The sequence below is a fragment of the Flavobacterium sp. genome (assembly GCF_036405015.1).
Taxonomy (GTDB): Bacteria; Bacteroidota; Bacteroidia; order Flavobacteriales; family Flavobacteriaceae; genus Flavobacterium.
In genome coordinates, this window is sequence record NZ_DASWYK010000257.1 from 1 (window position 1) to 21,571 (window position 21,571).

Annotated in this window: 17 protein-coding genes; 16 read left to right on the top strand and 1 reads right to left on the bottom strand. The window is 33.1% G+C overall.

Features of this window, described 5'->3' with window-relative positions:
* The first annotated feature begins 112 nt into the window (after positions 1–112).
* From VGE71_RS22425 to VGE71_RS22500, 16 genes are all read left to right on the top strand, one after another.
* Entirely contained in the window at positions 113–538 is a 426-nt protein-coding gene (locus tag VGE71_RS22425; RefSeq protein ID WP_144215466.1) for a CBS domain-containing protein, read from the top strand.
* 153 nt (positions 539–691) lie between these two features.
* Positions 692–2,983 carry an NADP-dependent malic enzyme gene (locus VGE71_RS22430; RefSeq protein ID WP_331140317.1) on the top strand — a complete coding sequence of 764 codons (2,292 nt, stop codon included), beginning with the start codon at positions 692–694 and terminating at the stop codon, positions 2,981–2,983.
* Positions 2,984–3,061: 78 nt separating this feature from the next.
* On the top strand, positions 3,062–3,643 hold the full coding sequence (ruvA, locus tag VGE71_RS22435) for a Holliday junction branch migration protein RuvA (RefSeq protein ID WP_144215464.1): 582 nt from the start codon (positions 3,062–3,064) through the stop codon (positions 3,641–3,643).
* Between the two features lie 25 nt (positions 3,644–3,668).
* Positions 3,669–10,889 carry a cell surface protein SprA gene (sprA, locus tag VGE71_RS22440; RefSeq protein ID WP_331140318.1) on the top strand — a complete coding sequence of 2,407 codons (7,221 nt, stop codon included), beginning with the start codon at positions 3,669–3,671 and terminating at the stop codon, positions 10,887–10,889.
* Positions 10,890–10,974: 85 nt separating this feature from the next.
* A complete protein-coding gene (gcvH, locus tag VGE71_RS22445) occupies positions 10,975–11,355 on the top strand; it encodes a glycine cleavage system protein GcvH (RefSeq protein ID WP_144215462.1) in 381 nt (126 codons plus the stop codon).
* Positions 11,348–11,731 (top strand): VanZ family protein, encoded by a 384-nt coding sequence (locus VGE71_RS22450; protein ID WP_331140319.1) that lies wholly within the window; start codon positions 11,348–11,350, stop codon positions 11,729–11,731. Before gcvH ends, VGE71_RS22450 begins: the two co-directional genes overlap by 8 nt.
* 114 nt (positions 11,732–11,845) lie before the next feature.
* Positions 11,846–12,589, top strand: coding sequence for a deoxyribose-phosphate aldolase (gene deoC / locus VGE71_RS22455; RefSeq protein WP_331140320.1), 744 nt, complete (start codon positions 11,846–11,848; stop codon positions 12,587–12,589).
* An 18-nt stretch (positions 12,590–12,607) separates the two neighbouring features.
* The gene (locus VGE71_RS22460) at positions 12,608–14,731 is read left to right on the top strand and encodes an energy transducer TonB (RefSeq protein ID WP_331140321.1); all 2,124 of its coding nucleotides are present in this window, start codon (positions 12,608–12,610) and stop codon (positions 14,729–14,731) included.
* A 159-nt stretch (positions 14,732–14,890) separates the two neighbouring features.
* Positions 14,891–15,793, top strand: a complete 903-nt coding sequence (gene cyoE / locus VGE71_RS22465; RefSeq protein WP_144215458.1) for a heme o synthase — start codon at positions 14,891–14,893, stop codon at positions 15,791–15,793.
* A gap of 2 nt (positions 15,794–15,795) precedes the next feature.
* Positions 15,796–16,383: a cytochrome c oxidase subunit 3 gene (locus VGE71_RS22470; RefSeq protein WP_331140322.1), complete on the top strand. Its 588-nt coding sequence runs from the start codon at positions 15,796–15,798 to the stop codon at positions 16,381–16,383.
* Positions 16,384–16,425: 42 nt separating this feature from the next.
* The gene (locus VGE71_RS22475) at positions 16,426–17,412 is read left to right on the top strand and encodes a cytochrome c oxidase subunit 3 (protein ID WP_331140323.1); all 987 of its coding nucleotides are present in this window, start codon (positions 16,426–16,428) and stop codon (positions 17,410–17,412) included.
* Between the two features lie 19 nt (positions 17,413–17,431).
* A complete protein-coding gene (locus tag VGE71_RS22480; RefSeq protein ID WP_091492369.1) occupies positions 17,432–17,782 on the top strand; it encodes a cytochrome C oxidase subunit IV family protein in 351 nt (116 codons plus the stop codon).
* Between the two features lie 78 nt (positions 17,783–17,860).
* Positions 17,861–18,502, top strand: coding sequence for a hypothetical protein (locus VGE71_RS22485; RefSeq protein WP_331140324.1), 642 nt, complete (start codon positions 17,861–17,863; stop codon positions 18,500–18,502).
* Between the two features lie 12 nt (positions 18,503–18,514).
* Positions 18,515–19,201 (top strand): SCO family protein, encoded by a 687-nt coding sequence (locus VGE71_RS22490; RefSeq protein ID WP_331140325.1) that lies wholly within the window; start codon positions 18,515–18,517, stop codon positions 19,199–19,201.
* The gene (locus VGE71_RS22495) at positions 19,201–19,785 is read left to right on the top strand and encodes a DUF420 domain-containing protein (RefSeq protein WP_331140326.1); all 585 of its coding nucleotides are present in this window, start codon (positions 19,201–19,203) and stop codon (positions 19,783–19,785) included. Before VGE71_RS22490 ends, VGE71_RS22495 begins: the two co-directional genes overlap by 1 nt.
* The gene (locus tag VGE71_RS22500; protein WP_331140327.1) at positions 19,775–20,035 is read left to right on the top strand and encodes a hypothetical protein; all 261 of its coding nucleotides are present in this window, start codon (positions 19,775–19,777) and stop codon (positions 20,033–20,035) included. Before VGE71_RS22495 ends, VGE71_RS22500 begins: the two co-directional genes overlap by 11 nt.
* A gap of 17 nt (positions 20,036–20,052) precedes the next feature.
* Here VGE71_RS22500 and VGE71_RS22505 read toward each other — a convergent pair whose 3' ends face one another.
* Entirely contained in the window at positions 20,053–21,459 is a 1,407-nt protein-coding gene (locus VGE71_RS22505) for a DUF4403 family protein (protein WP_331140328.1), read from the bottom strand.
* Positions 21,460–21,571 lie beyond the last annotated feature (112 nt).

A 21,571-nucleotide genomic window follows, 5' to 3' on the forward strand; every position in this document is an offset into this window, starting at 1 on the left:
GTTCTTTGATGTATTTTGTTTAAAATGAATAAGTTGTATTTTTAAAAAAACGTTTTCGTTGCAGATTGTGTTTGTTTTTGTTATAACTTTATAATTCTAAAAATTTTTCATTATGACTGTAGATCAAATACTTAAAGCAAAAGGAAGAAATGTGTATTCTATTTACTCTAATTTAACGGTTTATGATGCGTTAAAAGTAATGGGAGACAAAAACATCGGAGCCATTCTAATAATTGACAATAACGTTCTCAAAGGAATATTGTCGGAAAGAGATTATGCCCGTAAAATTGTTTTAAAAGATAAATCTTCTAAAGAAACTTTTGTTCATGAGATTATGGAAAGCAATGTTTTTACAGTAAAACTTTCAGATAATCTAGAAGACTGCATGCAGCTAATGAGCGAAAAAAGAATACGACATCTACCTGTTTTAGAAGACGGAATAGTAGTTGGAATAATCTCAATCAGCGACGTTGTAAAAGCAATTATAGAAATGCAGAAAGATACCATTCAGCATTTGAATTCTTATATTTCTCAATAAAGCATAGCTAAAAACGATAAAAATTTAAAGGAGTCCAATTTCTATTGGACTTTTTTTATTTATCAAAATGGATTTTAAGAAAAGAAAACGCTAAAAAGACTCCATTTTAAAACAAGACTTATATCTTTGTAAGCTAGAATAAAAGCTAAAATAATGAACAAAGAGAGTAAAAAAAGAGAAGCGTTACTGTATCATGCAGAACCGACTCCAGGAAAAATTCAGGTAGTTCCAACAAAAAAATATGCAACCCAGAGAGACTTGTCATTGGCTTATTCGCCAGGTGTTGCAGAACCATGTTTAGCAATTGCAGAAAACATTGACGACGTTTACAAATATACAGCAAAAGGTAATTTAGTTGCCGTAATCTCAAACGGTACAGCCGTTTTAGGTCTTGGAGACATTGGTCCAGAAGCAGGAAAACCTGTAATGGAAGGAAAAGGTTTGTTATTTAAAATATTCTCTGATATTGACGTTTTTGATATCGAAGTTGATACTAAAAATGTTGAAGAATTTATTCAGACTGTAAAAAATATTGCTCCAACTTTTGGAGGAATCAACTTGGAAGATATTAAAGCTCCAGAATCTTTTGAAATTGAAAGAAGATTAATTGAAGAATTGGATATTCCGGTAATGCATGACGATCAGCACGGAACAGCAATTATCTCTTCAGCGGCTTTAATCAACGCTCTTGAGTTGGCAGGAAAAAAAGCAGAAGATGTAAAAATGGTAGTTTCAGGAGCAGGATCTGCTGCTATTGCTTGTACCGATTTGTATGTTTCGTTAGGAGTAAAAGTAGAAAACATCTTAATGTATAATAGTAAAGGACTTTTAACAAAAGACAATCCTTCACTTTCAGAATTACAATTAAAATATGCTATTGATGGTGCTAAAATTGAATTAGCCGAAGCAGTAAAAGGAGCTGATGTTTTTATCGGTTTATCTTCAGGAAATATTCTTTCTCCTGAAATGTTGCTTTCAATGGCCAATAGTCCGATTGTTTTTGCAATGGCAAATCCGAATCCGGAAATTGATTATAATCTTGCTGTTGAAACTAGAAAAGATGTTATTATGGCGACAGGACGTTCAGATTTTCCTAATCAGGTAAACAACGTTTTAGGTTTTCCATATATCTTTAGAGGAGCATTAGATGTAAGAGCTAAAAAAATTAATGAAGAAATGAAAATGGCAGCTGTAAAAGCTTTGGCCATTTTAGCAAAAGAACCAGTTCCAGAGCAGGTTAATGTTGCTTACGGAGCTACCAAATTAGGTTTCGGACAAGAATATATTATTCCAAAACCATTTGACCCTAGATTAATTACAGTTGTTGCTCCTGCAGTTGCAAAAGCAGCTATGGAATCTGGAGTTGCCAAAAATCCTATTACCGACTGGGCAGCTTATGAAGATGCACTTCGTGAGCGTATGGGTAACGATAATAAAATGGTTCGTTTAATTACAAACCGTGCTAAATTAAATCCTAAAAGAATTGTTTTTGCTGAGGCAGATCAATTAAATGTGTTGAAAGCAGCTCAGATTGTTTATGAAGACGGAATTGGATTCCCAATTTTATTAGGAAACAAAGAACAGATTTTAGAACTAAAAGCAGAACTAGGTTTTGATGCAGATCTTGAAATCATTGATCCTAAAACAGATGAGGAAGAAGGAAGACGTAACAAATTTGCAAATTCTTTCTGGGAAGCAAGAGGACGTAGAGGAGTTTCGAAATTAGATGCAGAAAAATTCATGCGCGAAAGAAACTATTTTGCAGCAATGATGGTTAATGAAGGTGAAGCAGATGCAGTAGTTACAGGACATTCAAGAAGCTATCCTTCGGTTGTAAAGCCAATGATGCAATTGATTCCAAAGGCTCAGAACGCATCTTTAATCGCAACTGCAAACATGATGTTGACTTCGCGTGGACCAATGTTTTTGTCAGATACAGCAATCAATATTAATCCATCTGCTCAGGATTTGGTCAATATTGCCATTATGACTTCTAAAACAGCTAAAATGTTCGGAATCGAACCAGTTATCGCAATGGTTTCGTTCTCAAACTTTGGTTCTTCGACTAGCGAAAGCGCTTCGAAAGTTAGAGAAGCAGTAGCTTATTTACATAAAAATCATCCAGAAATGATTGTTGATGGAGAAATTCAGGCAGATTTTGCTTTAAATCAGGAAATGCTTGAAGAAAAATTCCCATTCTCTAAATTGGCTGGTAAAAAAGTAAATACTTTGATTTTCCCTAATCTGGAATCGGCAAATATCACTTATAAATTACTGAAAGAATTGTACAAAGTAAATTCAATTGGACCGATTATGATGGGTATGGGTAAACCGGTACACATTTTTCAATTAGGAGCAAGCGTAGAAGAAATGGTAAACATGGCTGCCATTGCAGTTATTGATGCACAGGAAAAAGAAAGTAAAAAGAATAAAATAACACAATAAACGTTCTAACAAGGATTGGATAAATTTGTCGTAGTTTTATGGCAATTTTGTTATATTTGATACTAATAAATTATATTTATGATAGCACATTTGCAGGGAAGATTAGTAGAAAAAAATCCTACAGAAGTTGTGATAGATTGTGGAGGCGTTGGTTATCAGGTTAATATATCGCTGCATACCTTCTCTTTAATTCCAAATTCTGAAAATATAAAATTGTATACGCATCTTCAAATCAAAGAAGATGCGCATACTTTATACGGTTTTGTTGAAAAATCGGAGCGTGAAATTTTCAGAATGTTAATTTCTGTTTCAGGAATCGGAGCGGGAATTGCTAGAACGATGCTTTCGTCGATCGAACCCAAACAAATAATAAATGCGATTGCATCCGGAGATGTTGGTGTAATACAGTCTATTAAAGGGATTGGAAATAAAACAGCACAAAGGGTTATACTTGATTTAAAAGATAAAGTTGTTAAATTGTATGATTTGGACGAAGTTTTTGCAGTTCAAAACAATAGAAACAAAGATGAAGCGTTATCTGCTCTAGAAGTTCTAGGTTTTGTTAGAAAAGCTTCTGAAAAAGTGGTGGAAAGAATTGTTAAGGAAGATCCTGAAGCTACTGTGGAAACAATTATCAAAAAAGCTTTAAAAAGCTTATAAATTTCATTTCTTATAAAAGAATTCTATGCGTAAAATTTGTATTTTGTTGCTGGTATTACTCTGCGGTAATGTTTTGCGTGCGCAGGTTACCCCGGCAACTCAAGATACAACTAAAACTCAGTTTTCAGTTGGTAAAATTGAGATTGAAGATCCTCCAAGTATATTGTCGGCTTATAAATATGATCCTATCACAGATCGTTATATTTATACCAATTCGGTCGATGGTTTTTCGATTAATTATCCTTTAATTTTAACTCCAAAAGAGTATGAGGATTTGGTTCTAAAAGAATCCAGAAGGAATTATTTTAGAAAAAAAATGGATGCCATTGATGGCAAAAAAACTGGAGCTGAAGCCGCTAAAAAAGATTTACTTCCAAGATATTACATCAATTCAAGTTTGTTCGAAAGCATTTTTGGTAGTAATACTATTGATGTAAAACCCACAGGATCAGTTGAGATGGATTTGGGTTTACGTTATACCAAACAAGATAATCCTTCATTTTCACCAAGAAACAGATCGAGTCTGACTTTTGATTTTGATCAAAGAATCAGTATGAGTTTAATGGGGAAAATTGGAACCCGTCTAGAGGTTAATGCCAACTACGATACACAATCTACATTTGCATTTCAGAATTTATTTAAACTGGCTTATACGCCTTCTGAAGATGATATTGTTCAGAAAGTAGAAGTCGGAAATGTAAGTATGCCTTTAAACAGTACTTTGATTAGAGGTGCACAAAGTTTATTTGGTGTTAAAGCACAATTGCAATTTGGTAAGACTACAGTTACTGGAGTATTCTCAGAACAAAAGTCTCAAACCAAAAGTATAGTCGCAGAAGGTGGAGGAACAGTTCAAAACTTCGATTTGTTTGCATTAGATTATGATAATGACCGACATTTCTTCCTGTCACAATACTTTAGAAATAAATACGACAACTCCTTAAAAAATTATCCTCTTATTGATAGCCGTGTTCAGGTTACCAGATTAGAAGTATGGGTAACAAACAAACAAAATAGGGTAACGACTACGAGTAATAACTTAAGAAATATTGTAGCGCTTCAGGATTTAGGTGAAGGTCAGGTAAATGGCGTGCCAGATAATGAAGTTGTGGTAATTACAAATTCAGCAGGATTTTTTAATAATCCTATAGATTCTCCTACAGACAATACAAATAACAAATACGACCCTGCAACTATCGGAAGGGCAGGAGGATATTTAAATTCTAACATTAGGGAAATTGCTACGGCAGGTTCTGGATTTAATAACACAAACGTAAGTGAGGGTACCGATTATTCGATTTTAGAAAACGCCAGAAAATTAACTACAAACGAATATACTTTTAACGCTCAGCTAGGTTATATCTCTTTACAGCAACGTTTGGCAAATGACGAAATTTTAGCCGTTGCATTTGAATATACAGTTGGCGGTAAAGTGTATCAGGTTGGAGAATTTGGTAGTGATGGTGTAGATGCAACTGTTGTTACAGGAAACAGCGGTAATTCGAATCAGGCGGTTATTACTCAGAGTTTGGTTTTAAAAATGCTGAAAAGTAGTTTGACAAATGTAAATAATCCGGTTTGGAACCTGATGATGAAAAACGTTTATCAAATTCCGCAAGCTTATCAAATCAAACAAGAAGATTTTAGACTTAACATTCTTTATACAGATCCATCGCCAATCAATTATATCACACCAGTAACAGGAACCACTTTTCCAACTAATCCATTGCCAGAAGATAAAGTTGAAAAAACGCCTTTATTGAATGTTTTTAATCTGGATCGTTTAAATTACAATAACGACCCACAGACAGGAGGAGATGGGTTCTTTGATTATGTCCCAGGAGTAACCGTTGATGTTCAAAATGCTCGAATTATCTTTACCACAAAAGAGCCTTTTGGGGAGCTTTTATTTAGAAAATTGAATACAGGATCGGGAGAAAACTATAACGATCCAACTACTTATAATGATAACCAGCGAAAATATGTATTCCGAAATATGTATCGCAATACACAGGCTGGCGCATTGCAGGATAGTGATAAAAATAAATTCTTATTAAGAGGAAAATATAAATCTTCAGGAAGTAACGGTATCCCGATTGGGGCATTCAATGTACCTCAAGGTTCTGTTGTAGTAAGTGCAGCAGGAAGAAGATTGGTTGAAGGAATTGATTATAGTGTCGATTATCAGTTAGGAAGAGTTCAAATTTTAGATCCTTCACTTCAGGCCTCAAATACGCCAATTGAAGTTTCTTTGGAAAATAATTCCATTTTCGGACAACAGACCAGAAGGTTTATGGGGTTCAATATCGAACATAAAATTTCAGAAAAATTTGTTGTTGGAGGAACTTTCTTAAAGATGACAGAACGTCCTTTTACTCAAAAATCAAGTTATGGTCAGGAATCTGTAAATAATACGATTTTTGGTTTTAATGGAAATTACTCAACCGAAGTTCCGTTTTTAACCAGATTAGCAAATAAACTACCTAATGTTGATACAGATGTTCCTTCGAATCTTTCCATTCGTGGAGAAGTTGCGTTTTTAAAACCAGATGCACCAAAAGCAAGTGATTTTGAAGGTGAAGCAACCATTTACATCGATGACTTTGAAGGCTCTCAGACAACAATTGATATGAGATCGGCTTTTGCGTGGAGCTTGGCTTCGACTCCTTATGTTGGCTCTTTAAATGATAATACCTTTAATGCTGCTTCAAATACATTAGAATACGGTTATAAACGTGCAAAATTGGCATGGTACACTATCGATCCTGTTTTTTATGCTTCTAAGCCTTCGGGAATTTCGAATGAAGATTTGTCTTTAAACTCCACAAGAAGGGTGTATAGCAGGGAGCTTTATCCAAATACAGATATTGCACAAGGACAGATTCAGGTTATTAATACACTCGATTTAACGTATTATCCTTCAGACAGAGGGCCTTACAATAACAACCCTAATTTTACAACAAGTAATCCATCAACCAATTTTGGGGGAATTATGCGTGCGCTAAATTCAACCAATTTTGAACAGGGTAACGTTGAATATATTCAGTTCTGGGTTCTTGATCCTTATGTTGGAACGGGGCAGTCACAGCCAGGTAACAGCGGAAAAATTTATTTCAATCTAGGAGAAGTTTCTGAAGACGTTCTTAAAGACGGAAGAAAACAATATGAAAACGGATTAGGTCCAGATCAGGTTATGGTAAACCCACAACCAATTTGGGGAGATGTTCCGGCATCTCAATCATTAATCTATGCGTTTGATACCAATGCTGACAACCGTAGAAATCAAGACGTAGGTTTAGATGGTTTGCCAGATGCTAAAGAAGGAACTGTTTATACGAATTATGCAGGCGAAGAAGATCCAGCAGCAGATAACTACAAGTATTATTTAAATACAACCGGAGGAGTTTTAGATCGTTACAAAAGATATAATGGAACTGAAAACAATTCAGCTGTAAGTGTAGATGATCCAAATCGTGGATCTACAACACTTCCAGATGTTGAAGATATCAACCGCGATAATACAATGAGTACAATTAATGCTTATTATGAATATAGCGTTGATTTGAAACCAGGAATGCAGGTTGGTGAAAATTATATTACAGACATTAGAGAAGTAAGTAATGTAGAGCTTCCAAACGGAGGTACAACAAATGCAAGATGGATTCAATTTAAAATTCCGGTTTCTCAGCCTCAAAATACAATTGGGAATATTACAGATTTTAGATCAATTCGTTTCATGCGTATGTTCATGACCGGATTTAATGATCAAATGACGGTTCGTTTTGGAGCATTAGATTTAGTTAGAGGAGAATGGAGAAGATATACTGGAACATTAGATGCCAATGATACAAATCCCGAAAATGACGGAACTGAATTTGATGTTGCGGCGGTTAATATTCAGGAAAATGCTACAAAATGTCCAGTAAATTACGTTATTCCGCCAGGAGTTCAGAGAGAACAGTTGTATAATAATAACACTATTATTAATCAAAATGAACAATCTCTAGCCGTAAGAGTTGGTGGAACGGGATTAGAATATCAGGATTCCAGAGCAGTTTTCAAAAATGTAAGCGTGGATATGCGCCAATATAAAAAACTGAAAATGTTCCTTCATGCCGAATCACTTCCGAACGAAACTCCGCTTTTAGATGATGAGATGATTGGTTTTATTCGTTTTGGTAATGACTTCACACAAAACTTTTATCAGATAGAAATTCCTTTAAAAGTAACTAACAGTGGAGGATCTTGTTCTATAAGTCCAGATTTGGTTTGGTTGGAAGAAAACAATATTGATTTGGCACTTTCTTTATTGACAAGAATGAAAATTTTGGCAATGAAGATTGATCCTAATGATCCAAGGAGAGATATAAATGGTATTTACTATCCCGATAGAGACCCTAGTGTTGAAGGAGGGGATCAGGACAGTAAATTAACTTTAGGAATAAAAGGTAACCCGAATTTTGGTTTAGTTCGAAATTTAATGGTCGGAGTGAAGAGTCAGGCAGATCATAAAGATATTAAAGGTGAAGTTTGGTTTAACGAACTTCGTATGTCTGATTTGGAGAACAAAGGTGGTATGGCTGCTTTATTGAATGTTGATACCAATATGGCCGATTTAATGACCTTATCTGCTTCTGGTAAAAAGAGTACAATTGGTTTTGGTTCTTTAGAACAAGGAGCAAATGAAAGAAATCGTGAAGATATTCAGCAATATAACATTGTAACCAATTTGAATTTAGGAAAACTGTTGCCTAAGAAATGGGGTATCAATCTTCCGTTCAATTATGCAATTGGTGAGGAAGTTATTACTCCTGAATACGATCCTTTTAATCAGGATATTAAATTGAAACAATTACTTGATGAGACCACAAATCAGGCAGAAAAAGATAATATTAGAACTCGTGCAGTAGATTATACTAAACGTAAAAGTATTAACTTCATTGGAGTAAGAAAAGATAGAGCGCCAGAGCAAAAACCTCATGTTTATGATGTGGAAAACTTTACATTTTCTCAATCGTACAATCAGGTAGAAAGACACGATTATGAAGTAGAAAGTTATGAGGATGAACAGTCTAATACAGCGATAAACTATGCTTACAATTTTCAGCAAAAAGAGGTTGTTCCGTTTAAGAAGAATAAATTCTTGAAAACTAGTGAATACTGGAAATTGTTAAGTGATTTTAATATCAATTATCTTCCTTCAAACGTTTCATTCAATACCAATATTATTAGACAAAGTAATCGCCAGCAATATAGACAGGTTGAATTAGAAGAAGGAAGTATTGGGCTTGATCCGCTTTACAGAAGAAATTTTGCGTTTAATTATCAATATGGTTTTGGGTTTAATTTGACTAAATCATTAAAATTAAATTATACTGCAGCTTCTAATAATATTGTTAGAAACTTCTTGAATGACGATAATACTCCAAAACAAGATTTTAATATCTGGGATGATTATTTTGATATTGGTATACCAAATCAGCATTTACAGCAGTTTATTGTAAATTATGAAATTCCAATTAACAAAATTCCAATTTTTAGTTTTGTAAAAGCAAACTATTCGTACACTGCAGATTATAATTGGCAGCGACCTTCAACAGCGATGTCTCAATACACAGAAGGCGATACTACATGGAATTTAGGAAATACTATTCAAAATGCCAATTCGAATACTTTTTCGGCAACATTAAATATGAATTTGCTGTATAAATATTTAGGATTAACGCCAGGTGCAAAACCTGCAAAAACTAAAGCAGTCGCTGCTCCAAAACCAGGAGAAAAAATTGTAAATACAGCAAAGCCGGTTACAAGTAGCAATCCTTTTTACGATGGTTTAATAGGAGTTTTGACAAGTGTAAAAAATATTCAGATCAATTATACTAAAAACAGCGGAACCGTTTTGCCAGGTTATATACCAGGTGTTGGATTCTTTGGTACATCAAAACCATCTCTGGGATTTGTATTTGGTAGTCAGGATGATGTACGTTATGAAGCTGCGAAAAACGGTTGGCTAACCGATTATCAGAATTTCAATCAAAATTTTACACAGGTTAGTAATAAGATTTTAAAGGTTACAGCAAACGTAGATTTATTTCCTGATCTGAAAATAGATTTAGCAATGGATCGTTCTTATTCTCAAAATTCATCTGAGCAATATAGTGTTGTCGAAAATGATCAGACTGGTGTGTTAGAATATACGCCTTTGTCTCCATATAGTTATGGAATGTTTTCTATTTCAACAGTGATGATAAAAACGGCGTTTTCAACAAGTACAGAAACAGAATCATCTGCATTTGACGATTTTAGAAGCAATCGTCTAATTATTGCAAATCGTTTAGCAGAACAGCATTATGGTGCAGGAGTTGAAATTCCGAGATATGGAGATATAAACAATCCAATTCCGGCAGAAACAGATCCAAATTATAAAATCTTTGTTTCTAATTTAGGTTATCCGGTTGGTTTTTCAAAAAGTAATCAGGCAGTATTGCTTCCATCTTTCCTGGCAGCATATACAGGAAGTGACGCTTCAAATAGTTCTACAAGTATTTTTAGGAGTTTCCCAATTCCTAACTGGACAGTTAAGTATAATGGTTTAATGCGTTACAAATATTTTAAAGATCATTTTAAACGTTTTTCATTACAGCATAATTATAGAGCGTCTTATACCATTAGTCAATTTAGATCTAACTTTGATTATCTTGAAAATCCGAATGGACAAGACGTAAATACAAACTTCTTTAATAAAACGATTATGTCCAATGTCAATTTGGTAGAGCAGTTTAGTCCGCTTATCCGTGTTGATTTTGAGTTGAAGAATTCTTTCCGTTTGTTGACAGAAGTTAAAAAAGACCGTGCTTTGTCTATGAGTTTTGATAATAATTTATTGACAGAGGTAAAAGGAGTAGAATATGTTGTAGGATTAGGATATCGTTTTAAAGATGTCATTTTCTCATCAAGACTGGCAGATAACCCAACAGGAATTATTAAAAGTGATATCAACCTTAAAGCTGATTTTTCATTTAGAAATAATGAAACGTTAGTTCGTTATTTGGATTATGATAATAACCAGCTTGCGGCAGGACAGAATATCTGGACTTTAAAGTTAACAGCTGATTATTCTTTCAGTAAAAATTTAACAGCAATATTCTATTATGATCATTCATTTTCGAAAGCAGTTATTTCAACAGCATTTCCTTTAACGAATATCAGATCAGGTTTCACACTTCGTTATAATTTTGGAAATTAATTTTTAGTTTCTAAACTAGATTTCTTAGAAGATTATTACATTTGTGACTTAAATTTTAAATTATCAATTTTTCAAACATATTATTATGAGCATACCAGCAAATTTAAAGTACACAAAAGATCACGAATGGGTTAGCATCGAAGGCGATGTTGCGACTGTAGGAATTACTCATTTTGCACAAAAAGAGTTAGGAGATATCGTGTATGTTGAGGTAGAAACTTTAGATCAGACACTTTCAAAAGATGAGGTTTTTGGAACGGTTGAGGCTGTAAAAACAGTTTCAGATTTATTCTTACCATTAACAGGTGAAATCATTGCTTTTAATGAAGATTTAGAAAGTGCTCCTGAAACTGTAAATTCAGATCCTTACGGAGCGGGATGGATGATTAAAATTAAAATCGCTGATGCTTCAGAAATTGATTCTTTATTATCTGACGAAGCTTATAAAGATTTAATCGGTGCCTAAACAATTTCTGTTAATTTGGGCAATTATATGCTCAGGAATTATTACCTATTTTTGTTTGACAGATTCAAGTAATATTCCTGTTGTTACTATTCCAAATATTGATAAAATTGTACATTTCTGTTTTCATTTTGGATTTACAATTTCGTGGATTTTGTTTTTCAAAAAGGAATTCGTAGGAAAAGGAGCTGAAGATTTTAAAGCTTATTTGATTTCTTTTATATTCTCTGTTTTTTTTGGAATTACAATTGAAATTCTTCAAAATGCATTAACAACGACAAGAGCTGCAGATGTTACTGATATTCTGGCCAATGCACTTGGAGCGGTTATAGCTGTTTTTACAGCAATTGCTTTAAAAAAACAGATCGATAAGATATAAATACTAAACCCACTTCGGTGGGTTTTTTTGTACAAGAAAATCAAAGTTTTAAAACACTGTTTTTTATCAATATAAAATGTACTTTTGTGCTGGTTTTCTGTAACTTCTATCATTATGAATGTAAAGCAATATTTAGATTCTACTTATTTAAAAACTGCCTCGCAAGCTGGTCTTTCTGAAGCAGAAAATACCATTGTGGTAAAAAAAATGATTACCGAAGCAATTCAGGAAGAATTTAAATTAATTATGATTCGTCCAGAATATGTTGCTTTAGCAAAAGAAATGATTGTAGAAGCCAATTCGGTTTTGCTAGTTGGGACTGTAATTGATTTTCCTGAAGGGAAATCAAGTCTTGAAACTAAGATTAAAGAAGCAAACGAAGCAATAGCAAACGGAGCCGACGATTTAGATTTTGTCTGTAATTATGAAGCTTTTAAAAACGGGGAAATAGATTTAGTAAAAAAAGAAATCCTGATAGGAACCCAGATTGCTTTAGCCAATAATAAAACCGTAAAATGGATTATAGAAGTTGCGGCTTTGACAGATAAAGAGATTATTCAGTTATCGGCTTTGATTAAGAATGTGGCAGTGTCTCATTTTGAAGAAGACGATCTAGCTTCTATTTTTGTAAAATCTTCAACAGGCTTTTATAAAACAGAAAATGATACTCCAAATGGAGCGACAGTTCCAGCAATAATTATTATGCTTGAGAATGCTTCTCCACTTTCAATAAAAGCTGCTGGCGGTGTTCGTTCGTATGAAGAGGCAGCAGAAATGATTCGTTTAGGAGTAAAGCGAATCGGAACTTCGGCAGCAAAAGCAATTGCAAACGGAGAAAATTCCCCAAATCAATATTAAATAAATACCATATTATAAGTGAATAAGTTTTTTTTGTCCCTTGTTTTTATTTTTTCATTTTTCATTGTTTCTTCGCAGCAAAATGGTAATGCATCTGTTCAGCCAGGTTTTACGGCAGAAATGTTTCCTGTTTTTCCAAACTGCGAAAATTTAGATGGTAAAAAATTAGAAAAATGCTTTTATAAAGAAGTACAAGATTTTGTATTTAATAACTTTCAGGTTCCTAAAAATTTAAAGCAAAATAACTACAAAGGGGTAGTAAAAGTACTTTTTGAAGTTAATGCTGAAGGAGAGTTTAAAGTAATTTATGTTTCGGCAGTAAACGAAGAATTATCTGAGGAAGCAAAACGCGTATTCGGAAAATTTCCTAGGATAAAACCTTCTACTTATAATGGAAAACCAACTTATTCTAAATATACCATTTCTATTGATATACCACTTAAAAGTTCTGAACAGCTTGCAGCAGAGGCTTTAGCTGCGGCAGAAATTTTAAAACCAATCGAAAAACCGATGACAGAACTGGATAGTATTGTGTATAAAAAGTACAATAATCCGGAATTCAATAGTCATTTAAATATACCATTTTCCCACAGTTATTATGCCCAGTTTGATGCAGCTATGAATCAGGTTGGAAGCAATAATCATACGGCTTCTAAACCGTACACTTATACTGAGGTTTCAAAATATTATAATTTGAAAGCGGTTAATCAGTCATTACAGAAAAATGTTTCGTCATGGCTGGGAAGAAAATGGTGGAATGAAAATATGGTGCAGATTCAAGGAGAAGATTACTGGTTTTCATTAAATCCGATTGTGGATTTGCAATTGGGTAAAGCTTCAGATAGTGATGCTTCTTATACTTATGTGAATACAAGAGCTTTGAATTTTAGAGGAGGGCTAGGAAAGCAGATTAATTTTACTACGACATTTTTTGAAAGTCAAGGAAGATTTGCGGGATATTTTAATGATTATGCAGAATCGATTAAACCTTCAGGAGGAAATCCGGCGATAATTCCTGGAGTTGGAATTGCAAAACGTTTCAAAACAGATGCTTACGATTTTCCTTTAGCAGATGCAAATATTACTTTCGCTCCAAGTAAAATTTTCGATTTACAATTAGGTTATGGTCGAAACTTTATTGGTGACGGTTATCGTTCTCTTTTAGAAGGAGATGGAGCAAGTCCGTATCCATATTTTAAAATCAACACCAATTTCTGGAAAATAAAATATACCAATACGTATATGTGGATGAAAGATGTTCGTCCTGAAGTTACAGAAGAACGAACATATGCAACTAAATTCATGGCGAACCATTATTTAAGTTGGAATGTATCCAATAGATTAAATCTTGGTTTTTTTGAATCTGTAGTTTGGACCGATTCAAATAATAGAGGTTTCGATATCAATTTTGTAAATCCGATTATTTTTTACCGTGCAGTAGAATTTGGTTCTTCTTCGAGAAGTGGAAATGCTCTTTTGGGAATTACAGGAAAATACAAATGGAACAACAGTGTTAATTTGTATTCTCAGTTCCTGATTGATGAATTTTCTGTTTCAGATGTTGGAGCAGGAAATCAAAGCTGGAAAAATAAATTTGGTTTTCAGCTTGGTGCAAAATATTTCAATGCGTTTAATGTAAAAGATTTATTAGTTCAGGTAGAATTCAATCATGTTCGCCCTTATGTGTATTCGCATAGTGCTGTTATTACGAATTACGGACATAACAATCAAAGCGTAGGGCATCAATGGGGTGGTAATTTCAAGGAATTAATTTTAATTGGTCGCTACCATAAAGGACGTTTGTTTGGAGATGCAAAGTTTACAATGGGAACAAGAGGATTGGACTTTGATACTGCTCAAGATTCCTATAATTACGGAGGAAATATTTATAAAAGTTATGATGAAAAACGTCCTTACAATACTGGTGTAAAAGTAGGTCAGGGAAATAAAACAAGTGTTTTTATTGCAGATATTCAGGGAGGATATTTAATTAATCCGATGACGAATTTGAAGTTGTTTGGAAGTCTTATTTATCGAAATTTTGATCCTACTCAAGAAACTGCAACAACTTTTAAGCAAAATACAACATGGTTTAGCATCGGATTACGCTCTGATATTTTTAACTGGTATTTTGATTATTAAAATTTTTAATAAGATTTTTCGAAATAATAGTGTTAAAGAATGCTGAGATCTTAATTTGTAAAGGTTTTATTGGAAAAAATCTATTTTTATAGGTTTATATTCTACAATCTAATTTGTACATTTGCACCACTCAAAAAAATTACACAAATATCAACAGTATTGAACGCTGCAAAAAATACATTATCAATTAAATCAATATTCCTAGATTTTAAAGAGATTACTAAAGCTGGTCTGGCTATTAGTGTTTTGTTTTCTTCTATTGCAGGATATTTATTAGGAGTAGATTCTGATCATCCTTTTCAATGGAGTGTTTTAGCTGTTTTAGCAGTTGGAGGTTATTGTATGGTTGGAGCATCAAATGCTTTTAATCAGGTAATTGAAAAAGATATTGATTCTTTAATGGATCGCACCAAAAATCGTCCTGTTCCTTCTGGACGTATGTCTCCAAAAGTAGCTTTATTGGTGGCAAGTCTGCTTACTATTTTGGGGATTGCGCTTCTTTATACTATAAATGCGAAGTCGGCAATGTTTGCTGCGATTTCTATATTTCTTTATACCAGTATTTATACGCCTTTAAAAACGGTTACTTCGCTTTCTGTTTTTGTTGGAGCATTTCCAGGAGCAATTCCTTTTATGTTAGGATGGGTTGCTGCTACAGGAGAGTTTGGTATAGAAGCTGGAACCTTATTTTTAATTCAGTTTTTCTGGCAGTTTCCTCATTTCTGGTCTATCGGATGGTTTTTGTATGAAGATTATGAAAAAGCAGGAATATTTATGCTTCCGACAGGAAAGAAAGATAATGGAACGGCATTGCAAATTATTTTGTATACAATTTGGCTTATCATAGCGTCGTTGTTACCTGTGTTAGGTTTTACGGGACAATTGTTCATTTCGCCAATTGCAGCGGTTTTAGTATTTCTTTTAGGAATTTGGATGCTTTTCTATGCAGTTAAATTGTATAAGTTGAGAACAGCAAAAGCGGCAAGAACATTAATGTTGGTAAGTGTATCTTATATTTCGCTTTTACAAATTGTATTTATAGTAGATAAATTTTTAAGATAGTTATGGAAATGACAATAACAAGAAATGAAGAACAAGCACAAAAGTCAAAATCAGCAAAACTGATTCTGCTTTTTGCAATGGTGAGTATGACCATGATGTTCGCAGGATTAACAAGTGCATTTGTAGTAAGTAAATCCAGAGCAGACTGGTTGAAGAATTTTGAGCTTCCTTCTGCTTTTTATTGGAGTACAGCAGTTATTATTGCTTGTAGTGTTACTTTTCATTTGGCAAAAAAAGCCATTCAAAAAGATAATAGAAGCGCAGTTACAAGTCTTCTTTTAGGAACTTTGGCTTTAGGAATTCTATTTATAATATTACAATTTCAAGGATTTGGACAAATCGTAGAACAAGGGTATTATTTTACAGGAGAAGGTAGTTCAATTACTACAACTTTCCTTTATGTGGTGACAGTTACACACTTGTTGCACTTAGCTGGCGGATTAATTTCACTTTTAATTATAATTTATAATCATTTTAAACAAAAATACAATTCGACTCAAACTCTTGGGATAGAGCTAGGTGCGATGTATTGGCACTTTTTGGATTTATTATGGGTATATTTATTTTTATTTTTATTTTTCTTTAAATAAGAAAAAAACGTAAATTTGGGAACTTTTTAACGAATATCTTTTATGGGAGCGACAGTTACTACTGCAAACAACGACGAAAAAACTTGGGGAGGCGGTCATGAGATCCAGCCACTAGGATCAAGTTATGGTAAAATGATGATGTGGTTTTTTATCGTATCAGATGCCTTAACATTCTCTGGATTTCTAGGAGCTTACGGTTTTTCTAGATTTAAATTTATTGAAACTTGGCCTTTGGCTGATGAAGTGTTTACTCACTTTCCATTTATGCATGGTGTTGCGGCTCCAATGTATTATGTAGCATTAATGACTTTTATTTTGATCTTTTCTTCTGTAACAATGGTATTAGCTGTTGATGCAGGTCACCAATTGAAAAAGACAAAAGTTGCAATTTATATGTTCTTAACTATTATTGGAGGTTTAATTTTCGTTGGTTCTCAAGCTTGGGAATGGAAAAACTTCATTAAAGGTGAATATGGTGCAGTTGAAACTGCTGGAGGTAGTTTACTTCAGTTTGTGGATAAAGATGGTAAAAGAGTAGCTTTAGCTGATTTTGCTGTTAAATTGCCAGAACAAAGAGAATCTTTAACAAGAAGCCATTCAACTTGGTTTATGGAAGATGCTCAATCTTTACCAACTTACACAGTTGCTGAAGTTCAGGCTGGATTTAAAGCTCACCCTGAAATTTTAATTAGAACAGAAAAACTTACAGATAAAAAGAAAAAAACAGTTTTATCAAGAGAAGAATCTGAAGCGCATTTAGCAACTGCTAAATATGTTGTTGAAGGTGCTAACTTGATCAGAAACGAGTACGGTAATAAATTATTTGCTGATTTCTTCTTCTTTATTACAGGTTTCCACGGATTCCACGTATTCTCTGGAGTTATTATCAATATCATTATTTTCTTCAATGTATTATTAGGTACTTACGAGAAAAGAAGAAGCTACGAAATGGTTGAGAAAGTTGGATTATACTGGCACTTCGTAGATTTAGTTTGGGTATTTGTATTTACAGTTTTCTACCTAGTTTAATTTTTAGAATTTAATTATTATGTCACACGAGCACGTATCAAATACAAAAAGAATCTGGTTTGTTTTCGGATTACTTTCAGTAGTAACTACAGTAGAAGTTATTTTAGGTATCTACAAACCTGCATCATTAGAATTTACGCATTTTATCGGTTTGAATTTGTTAAACTGGATTTTCTATATCCTTACAATTTTCAAAGCATATTATATTGTATGGGCATTTATGCACATGGAAGGTGAAAAAAGCAGCCTTAGATGGTCTGTAGTTTCTCCTGTTATCTTCCTGGTTTTATATTTATTGTTTATTCTGTTAACAGAAGGACATTATATTTATGGGGTTTTTAAAGATTCTACTATTAAATGGAATTTTTAACATGATATTAATTCGAAAAGAAGCTCCGATTTACGGAGCTTTTTTTATTTTTGTACCTCAATAATTTCCGTTAATACAATGAAAAAAAATATAGTTCTCTTTGTACTTTTTGTTTTGCCAATTGTAGCTTATTTATTTTTTGCTTCTGGTGTAAATAGTTTTACAACACTTCCTGTAATAACACCAAAAGTTGCCGATTTTGGAAATTGGAATTCATTAAACGGAAAAAAAATATCTCTCAATAAAAAGATTACAGTGCTAGGTTTTGCTGGCACAAATATTTTAGATAACAGAGGTAATTATTTTAATTTAAATGAAAAGATCTATAAACGTTATAATGGTTTTGAAGATCTTCAGTTTGTAGTTCTTTGTCCTGAAGGAACAGAAAAAGAAGCTCAAAAAATAGTGGACGCTTTATCTCCTTTTACAGACGTTAAAAATTGGAATTTTGTATTTGCTCCGAAAGAAGACATTCAGAAATTTTATAATGGATTGCATTTAAAAGAAAAATTAGATCAAAATTTGGGTACTTCTAATGTTTATATCATTGATAAAGAGCGCAACCTAAGAGGAAGAAAAGATCCTAAAGAGTATAAAGAAGGATATGATACTTTTCATCCATCTGAGTTGAGCAACGAGATGTTGGATGATTTTAAAATCATTTTATACGAATACCGCGCCGCTTTAAAGAAAAATCATAACGCTACTAAGCAACTTTAATAATCATTTATAATGTTCAAAAACAAATCATATATAGGAATCTCCTTTATCATTTTGATTTTTGGGATTTATGCTATTCCAAAAATTGTTGATCGGGTTAAAAACGGAGATGTTGTAAAAGGGAATCGTCTGGATAATGTTGAAGCAAAATCTTCAAAAGATGCTAAACTTTTGACAATAGGACCTGCTCCAAAATTCGAATTGACCAATCAGGATAATGTGAAAGTTTCTAATGAAACGTATAAAGGAAAGGTTTATGTTTTGGAATTCTTTTTTACAACGTGCCCTTCTATTTGTCCAAAAATGAATATGAGTATGCTGGAAATTGAAAAGACTTTTTTTGGAAATCCTAACTTTGGAATCGTTTCTATTACAATTGATCCAAAGCATGATACACCTGAGGTTTTAAAAGATCATGCCAAATTACTTGGGGTAAAATCTTCAAACTGGAATTTCTTAACAGGTGATAGAGATGTGATAATGGATTTGTCTAATAAAGGTTTTAATCTTTATGCTGGTGCCAATGATAAAGTAAGTGGCGGATTTGAACATTCTGGATTGTTTGCTTTAATCGATAAAGAGGGAAATATTCGTTGTAGAAAAGATGAATTCGGAAATCCTAGTATTTACTATGATGGTTTAGATAAAAAAGGAGTTCGTGATATTCAACAAGACATCAAAATTTTATTAGAAGAATAATGGAAGATAATACTTTAGAGAAAAAATATAATAAACTTATCATTGCGGTTTCAATTATCATTCCAGTTGTTGTGGCAATTTTATTTGGTGTTAAACTTAAAGATTTTGGTTTTGATGTAGAGCCTTTATCATTTTTACCTCCAATTTATGCAACTACAAACGGAATTACTGCTATTGTCTTGGTTTGGGCAGTTGTGGCTATTAAAAATGGTAAGCAAAAATTGCATGAGCGATTAATGACTTTTGCAATTGCGTTATCAGTTGCTTTTTTAGTGATGTATGTTGCGTATCATATGACGTCAGATTCTACAAAATTTGGAGATTCTAACCACGATGGTGTTCTGGATGCGATAGAAAGCGCTAAGGTTGGATCATTGCGATTGGTTTATTTTATTATTCTAATTACGCATATTTTGCTTTCTATAGCGATTATTCCGCTTGTTTTAATAACTTATGTTAGAGCACTTGCAAAACGATTTGACAGACATAGAAAAATTGCAAAAATTACTTTTCCAATTTGGTTGTATGTTGCGGTAACAGGTGTTGTAGTGTTTTTAATGATTTCTCCATATTATGCGCACTAATAAAAATATTCAAATTATAAAATCCAAGATCCAAACTTTAGTCTTTGGAATTTGTTTTTTCTTTATTGGAATTTCATCTAATGCACAATGCGCCATGTGTCGTGCGGCTTTAGGAGGGGATTCTAATACTAAAAAAGCCGAAGCAGTAAATGATGGAATCGTTTATTTAATGGTGATTCCATATTTGTTAGTAATAATAATCGGTTATTTAATTTACCGAATGTATCAAAAGAAAAAAAGCAGTGTATAATTACACTGCTTTTTTTCTTATTTAAGTCCGTTAACCGAAACATTTACCGTTCCGTTTATTTTGATAAAAGCGATTATAGCTTGATTGGTGAGCTGAATTTTATCAAATACAATATCTTCCATTTTTCCGTTTACAAATACACCAGGCATTGGTGAATAGTTTTTCAAATAACCTGCCATGCTTTTTTTGCCTTCGTCTAAATTTGGTTGTATAGAATAACGACAGCTTTCTTCCATTTTTCTTAAAACATATCCTTGGGCCAGCCAGTTTGCAGTTCGCATTAATTTGCTTTTAGTATCCAGAACATAATCTAGTTTATCAAAATAAATTTCTTTTGTCTGTGAGTTGTATTGCGGAATTCCATTCAGATATAATGTTCCGTTTATAGATCCTAAAACATCAAGAGCAATAATCATTTTTCCGTTTTTATGCCAGATGGCAACGTTTTTTACGGTTACTTTTTTGCTTCCTGATCCAAATTCTTGTCCGGCAAAATTCTTCGTCATAATTTTTGAAGCATCAACATAACTTGAAATTGCAGCAATATTAGCCGAAATCTGATTCGGAATTTTAGCAACAGGTTTCAATACAATTTTACTGGCGCTAAATTTTGATTCAGGCTGTTTGCCTACAATCGTTTCCATATTACATTTCATTCCCATATCAAGTAAGAACGAATCGTTTTTTAACTTCGCATTTGTAGAGTAAATTTCGATCGGAACAATTCGAAGCCAGCTTTCATAAGTATCGCTCATCTGAAAAGGTGTGCATATTTTTTCGACTGCCTGAAGTACATTAGGTTTAAAATCCATTGATTTCTCTATGGCTTCATCTATTGTTTTTTCCAGTTTTCCTTTAAAAATAGAGATAGCAGGATTTATTAAATAGGTAATCGGCATGTTTTTACCAAAAACCGTCATTGTTGGAGTTTCATTCCAATCAAGAGATTTGAATTCGGTTTTTGTAGAAAGTTTCCAGTTTGTCAGAGCTGTTTCGCTGGATAAAGTAATTACGCCATTTAAATTAAATTCTCTAACATCGTATAATTCTACTCCCAGTTTTTTAGTTCCAATACGATATTTGATATTGGCTTTTAGTGGTAAAATAGTTTTTATTTTCTTATCCAGATTTGCCGGATCATTTTGAATTTTAATAGGACCTAGTTTCCAGATTTTCATTTCTATATCGTCATCTTCAATCGTATTGTCTTCGTAAATTAATCCGTTTAATAAAGCGTTGGTCTGGCTTTCAATATCGGTTAATTTTACGGTAATAGGTAAGTTGATAAAGGATGGACTGCTGTCATAAACTAACGGACTTGCATCGTCTGGTTCTGGCTTTAAAGTGTCTAATTTTTGAGCAGAAGAACAGCCAGTTAATATGGCAAGTACTGTGAACATTGAAATAATGGAAGTAAGCTTCATTAAAGTAAGTTTTAAAAACGAGGTAAAATTACGAAAACAATCATATTTTATTAAAAAAGTGTAACAATTCATAAAGAACGAAGTCTTATAAGAAATAGGTAACAGAATTATT

Excerpts from the sequence above, each read along its gene's own strand:
- VGE71_RS22425 (WP_144215466.1), top strand. The coding sequence starts at position 113 with ATGACTGTAGATCAAATACTTAAAGCAAAAGGAAGAAATGTGTATTCT.
- VGE71_RS22430 (WP_331140317.1), top strand. The coding sequence starts at position 692 with ATGAACAAAGAGAGTAAAAAAAGAGAAGCGTTACTGTATCATGCAGAA.
- ruvA (WP_144215464.1), top strand. The coding sequence starts at position 3,062 with ATGATAGCACATTTGCAGGGAAGATTAGTAGAAAAAAATCCTACAGAA.
- sprA (WP_331140318.1), top strand. The coding sequence starts at position 3,669 with ATGCGTAAAATTTGTATTTTGTTGCTGGTATTACTCTGCGGTAATGTT.
- gcvH (WP_144215462.1), top strand. The coding sequence starts at position 10,975 with ATGAGCATACCAGCAAATTTAAAGTACACAAAAGATCACGAATGGGTT.
- deoC (WP_331140320.1), top strand. The coding sequence starts at position 11,846 with ATGAATGTAAAGCAATATTTAGATTCTACTTATTTAAAAACTGCCTCG.
- VGE71_RS22470 (WP_331140322.1), top strand. The coding sequence starts at position 15,796 with ATGGAAATGACAATAACAAGAAATGAAGAACAAGCACAAAAGTCAAAA.
- VGE71_RS22475 (WP_331140323.1), top strand. The coding sequence starts at position 16,426 with ATGGGAGCGACAGTTACTACTGCAAACAACGACGAAAAAACTTGGGGA.
- VGE71_RS22480 (WP_091492369.1), top strand. The coding sequence starts at position 17,432 with ATGTCACACGAGCACGTATCAAATACAAAAAGAATCTGGTTTGTTTTC.
- VGE71_RS22485 (WP_331140324.1), top strand. The coding sequence starts at position 17,861 with ATGAAAAAAAATATAGTTCTCTTTGTACTTTTTGTTTTGCCAATTGTA.
- VGE71_RS22490 (WP_331140325.1), top strand. The coding sequence starts at position 18,515 with ATGTTCAAAAACAAATCATATATAGGAATCTCCTTTATCATTTTGATT.
- VGE71_RS22495 (WP_331140326.1), top strand. The coding sequence starts at position 19,201 with ATGGAAGATAATACTTTAGAGAAAAAATATAATAAACTTATCATTGCG.
- VGE71_RS22500 (WP_331140327.1), top strand. The coding sequence starts at position 19,775 with ATGCGCACTAATAAAAATATTCAAATTATAAAATCCAAGATCCAAACT.
- VGE71_RS22505 (WP_331140328.1), bottom strand. The coding sequence starts at position 21,459 with ATGAAGCTTACTTCCATTATTTCAATGTTCACAGTACTTGCCATATTA.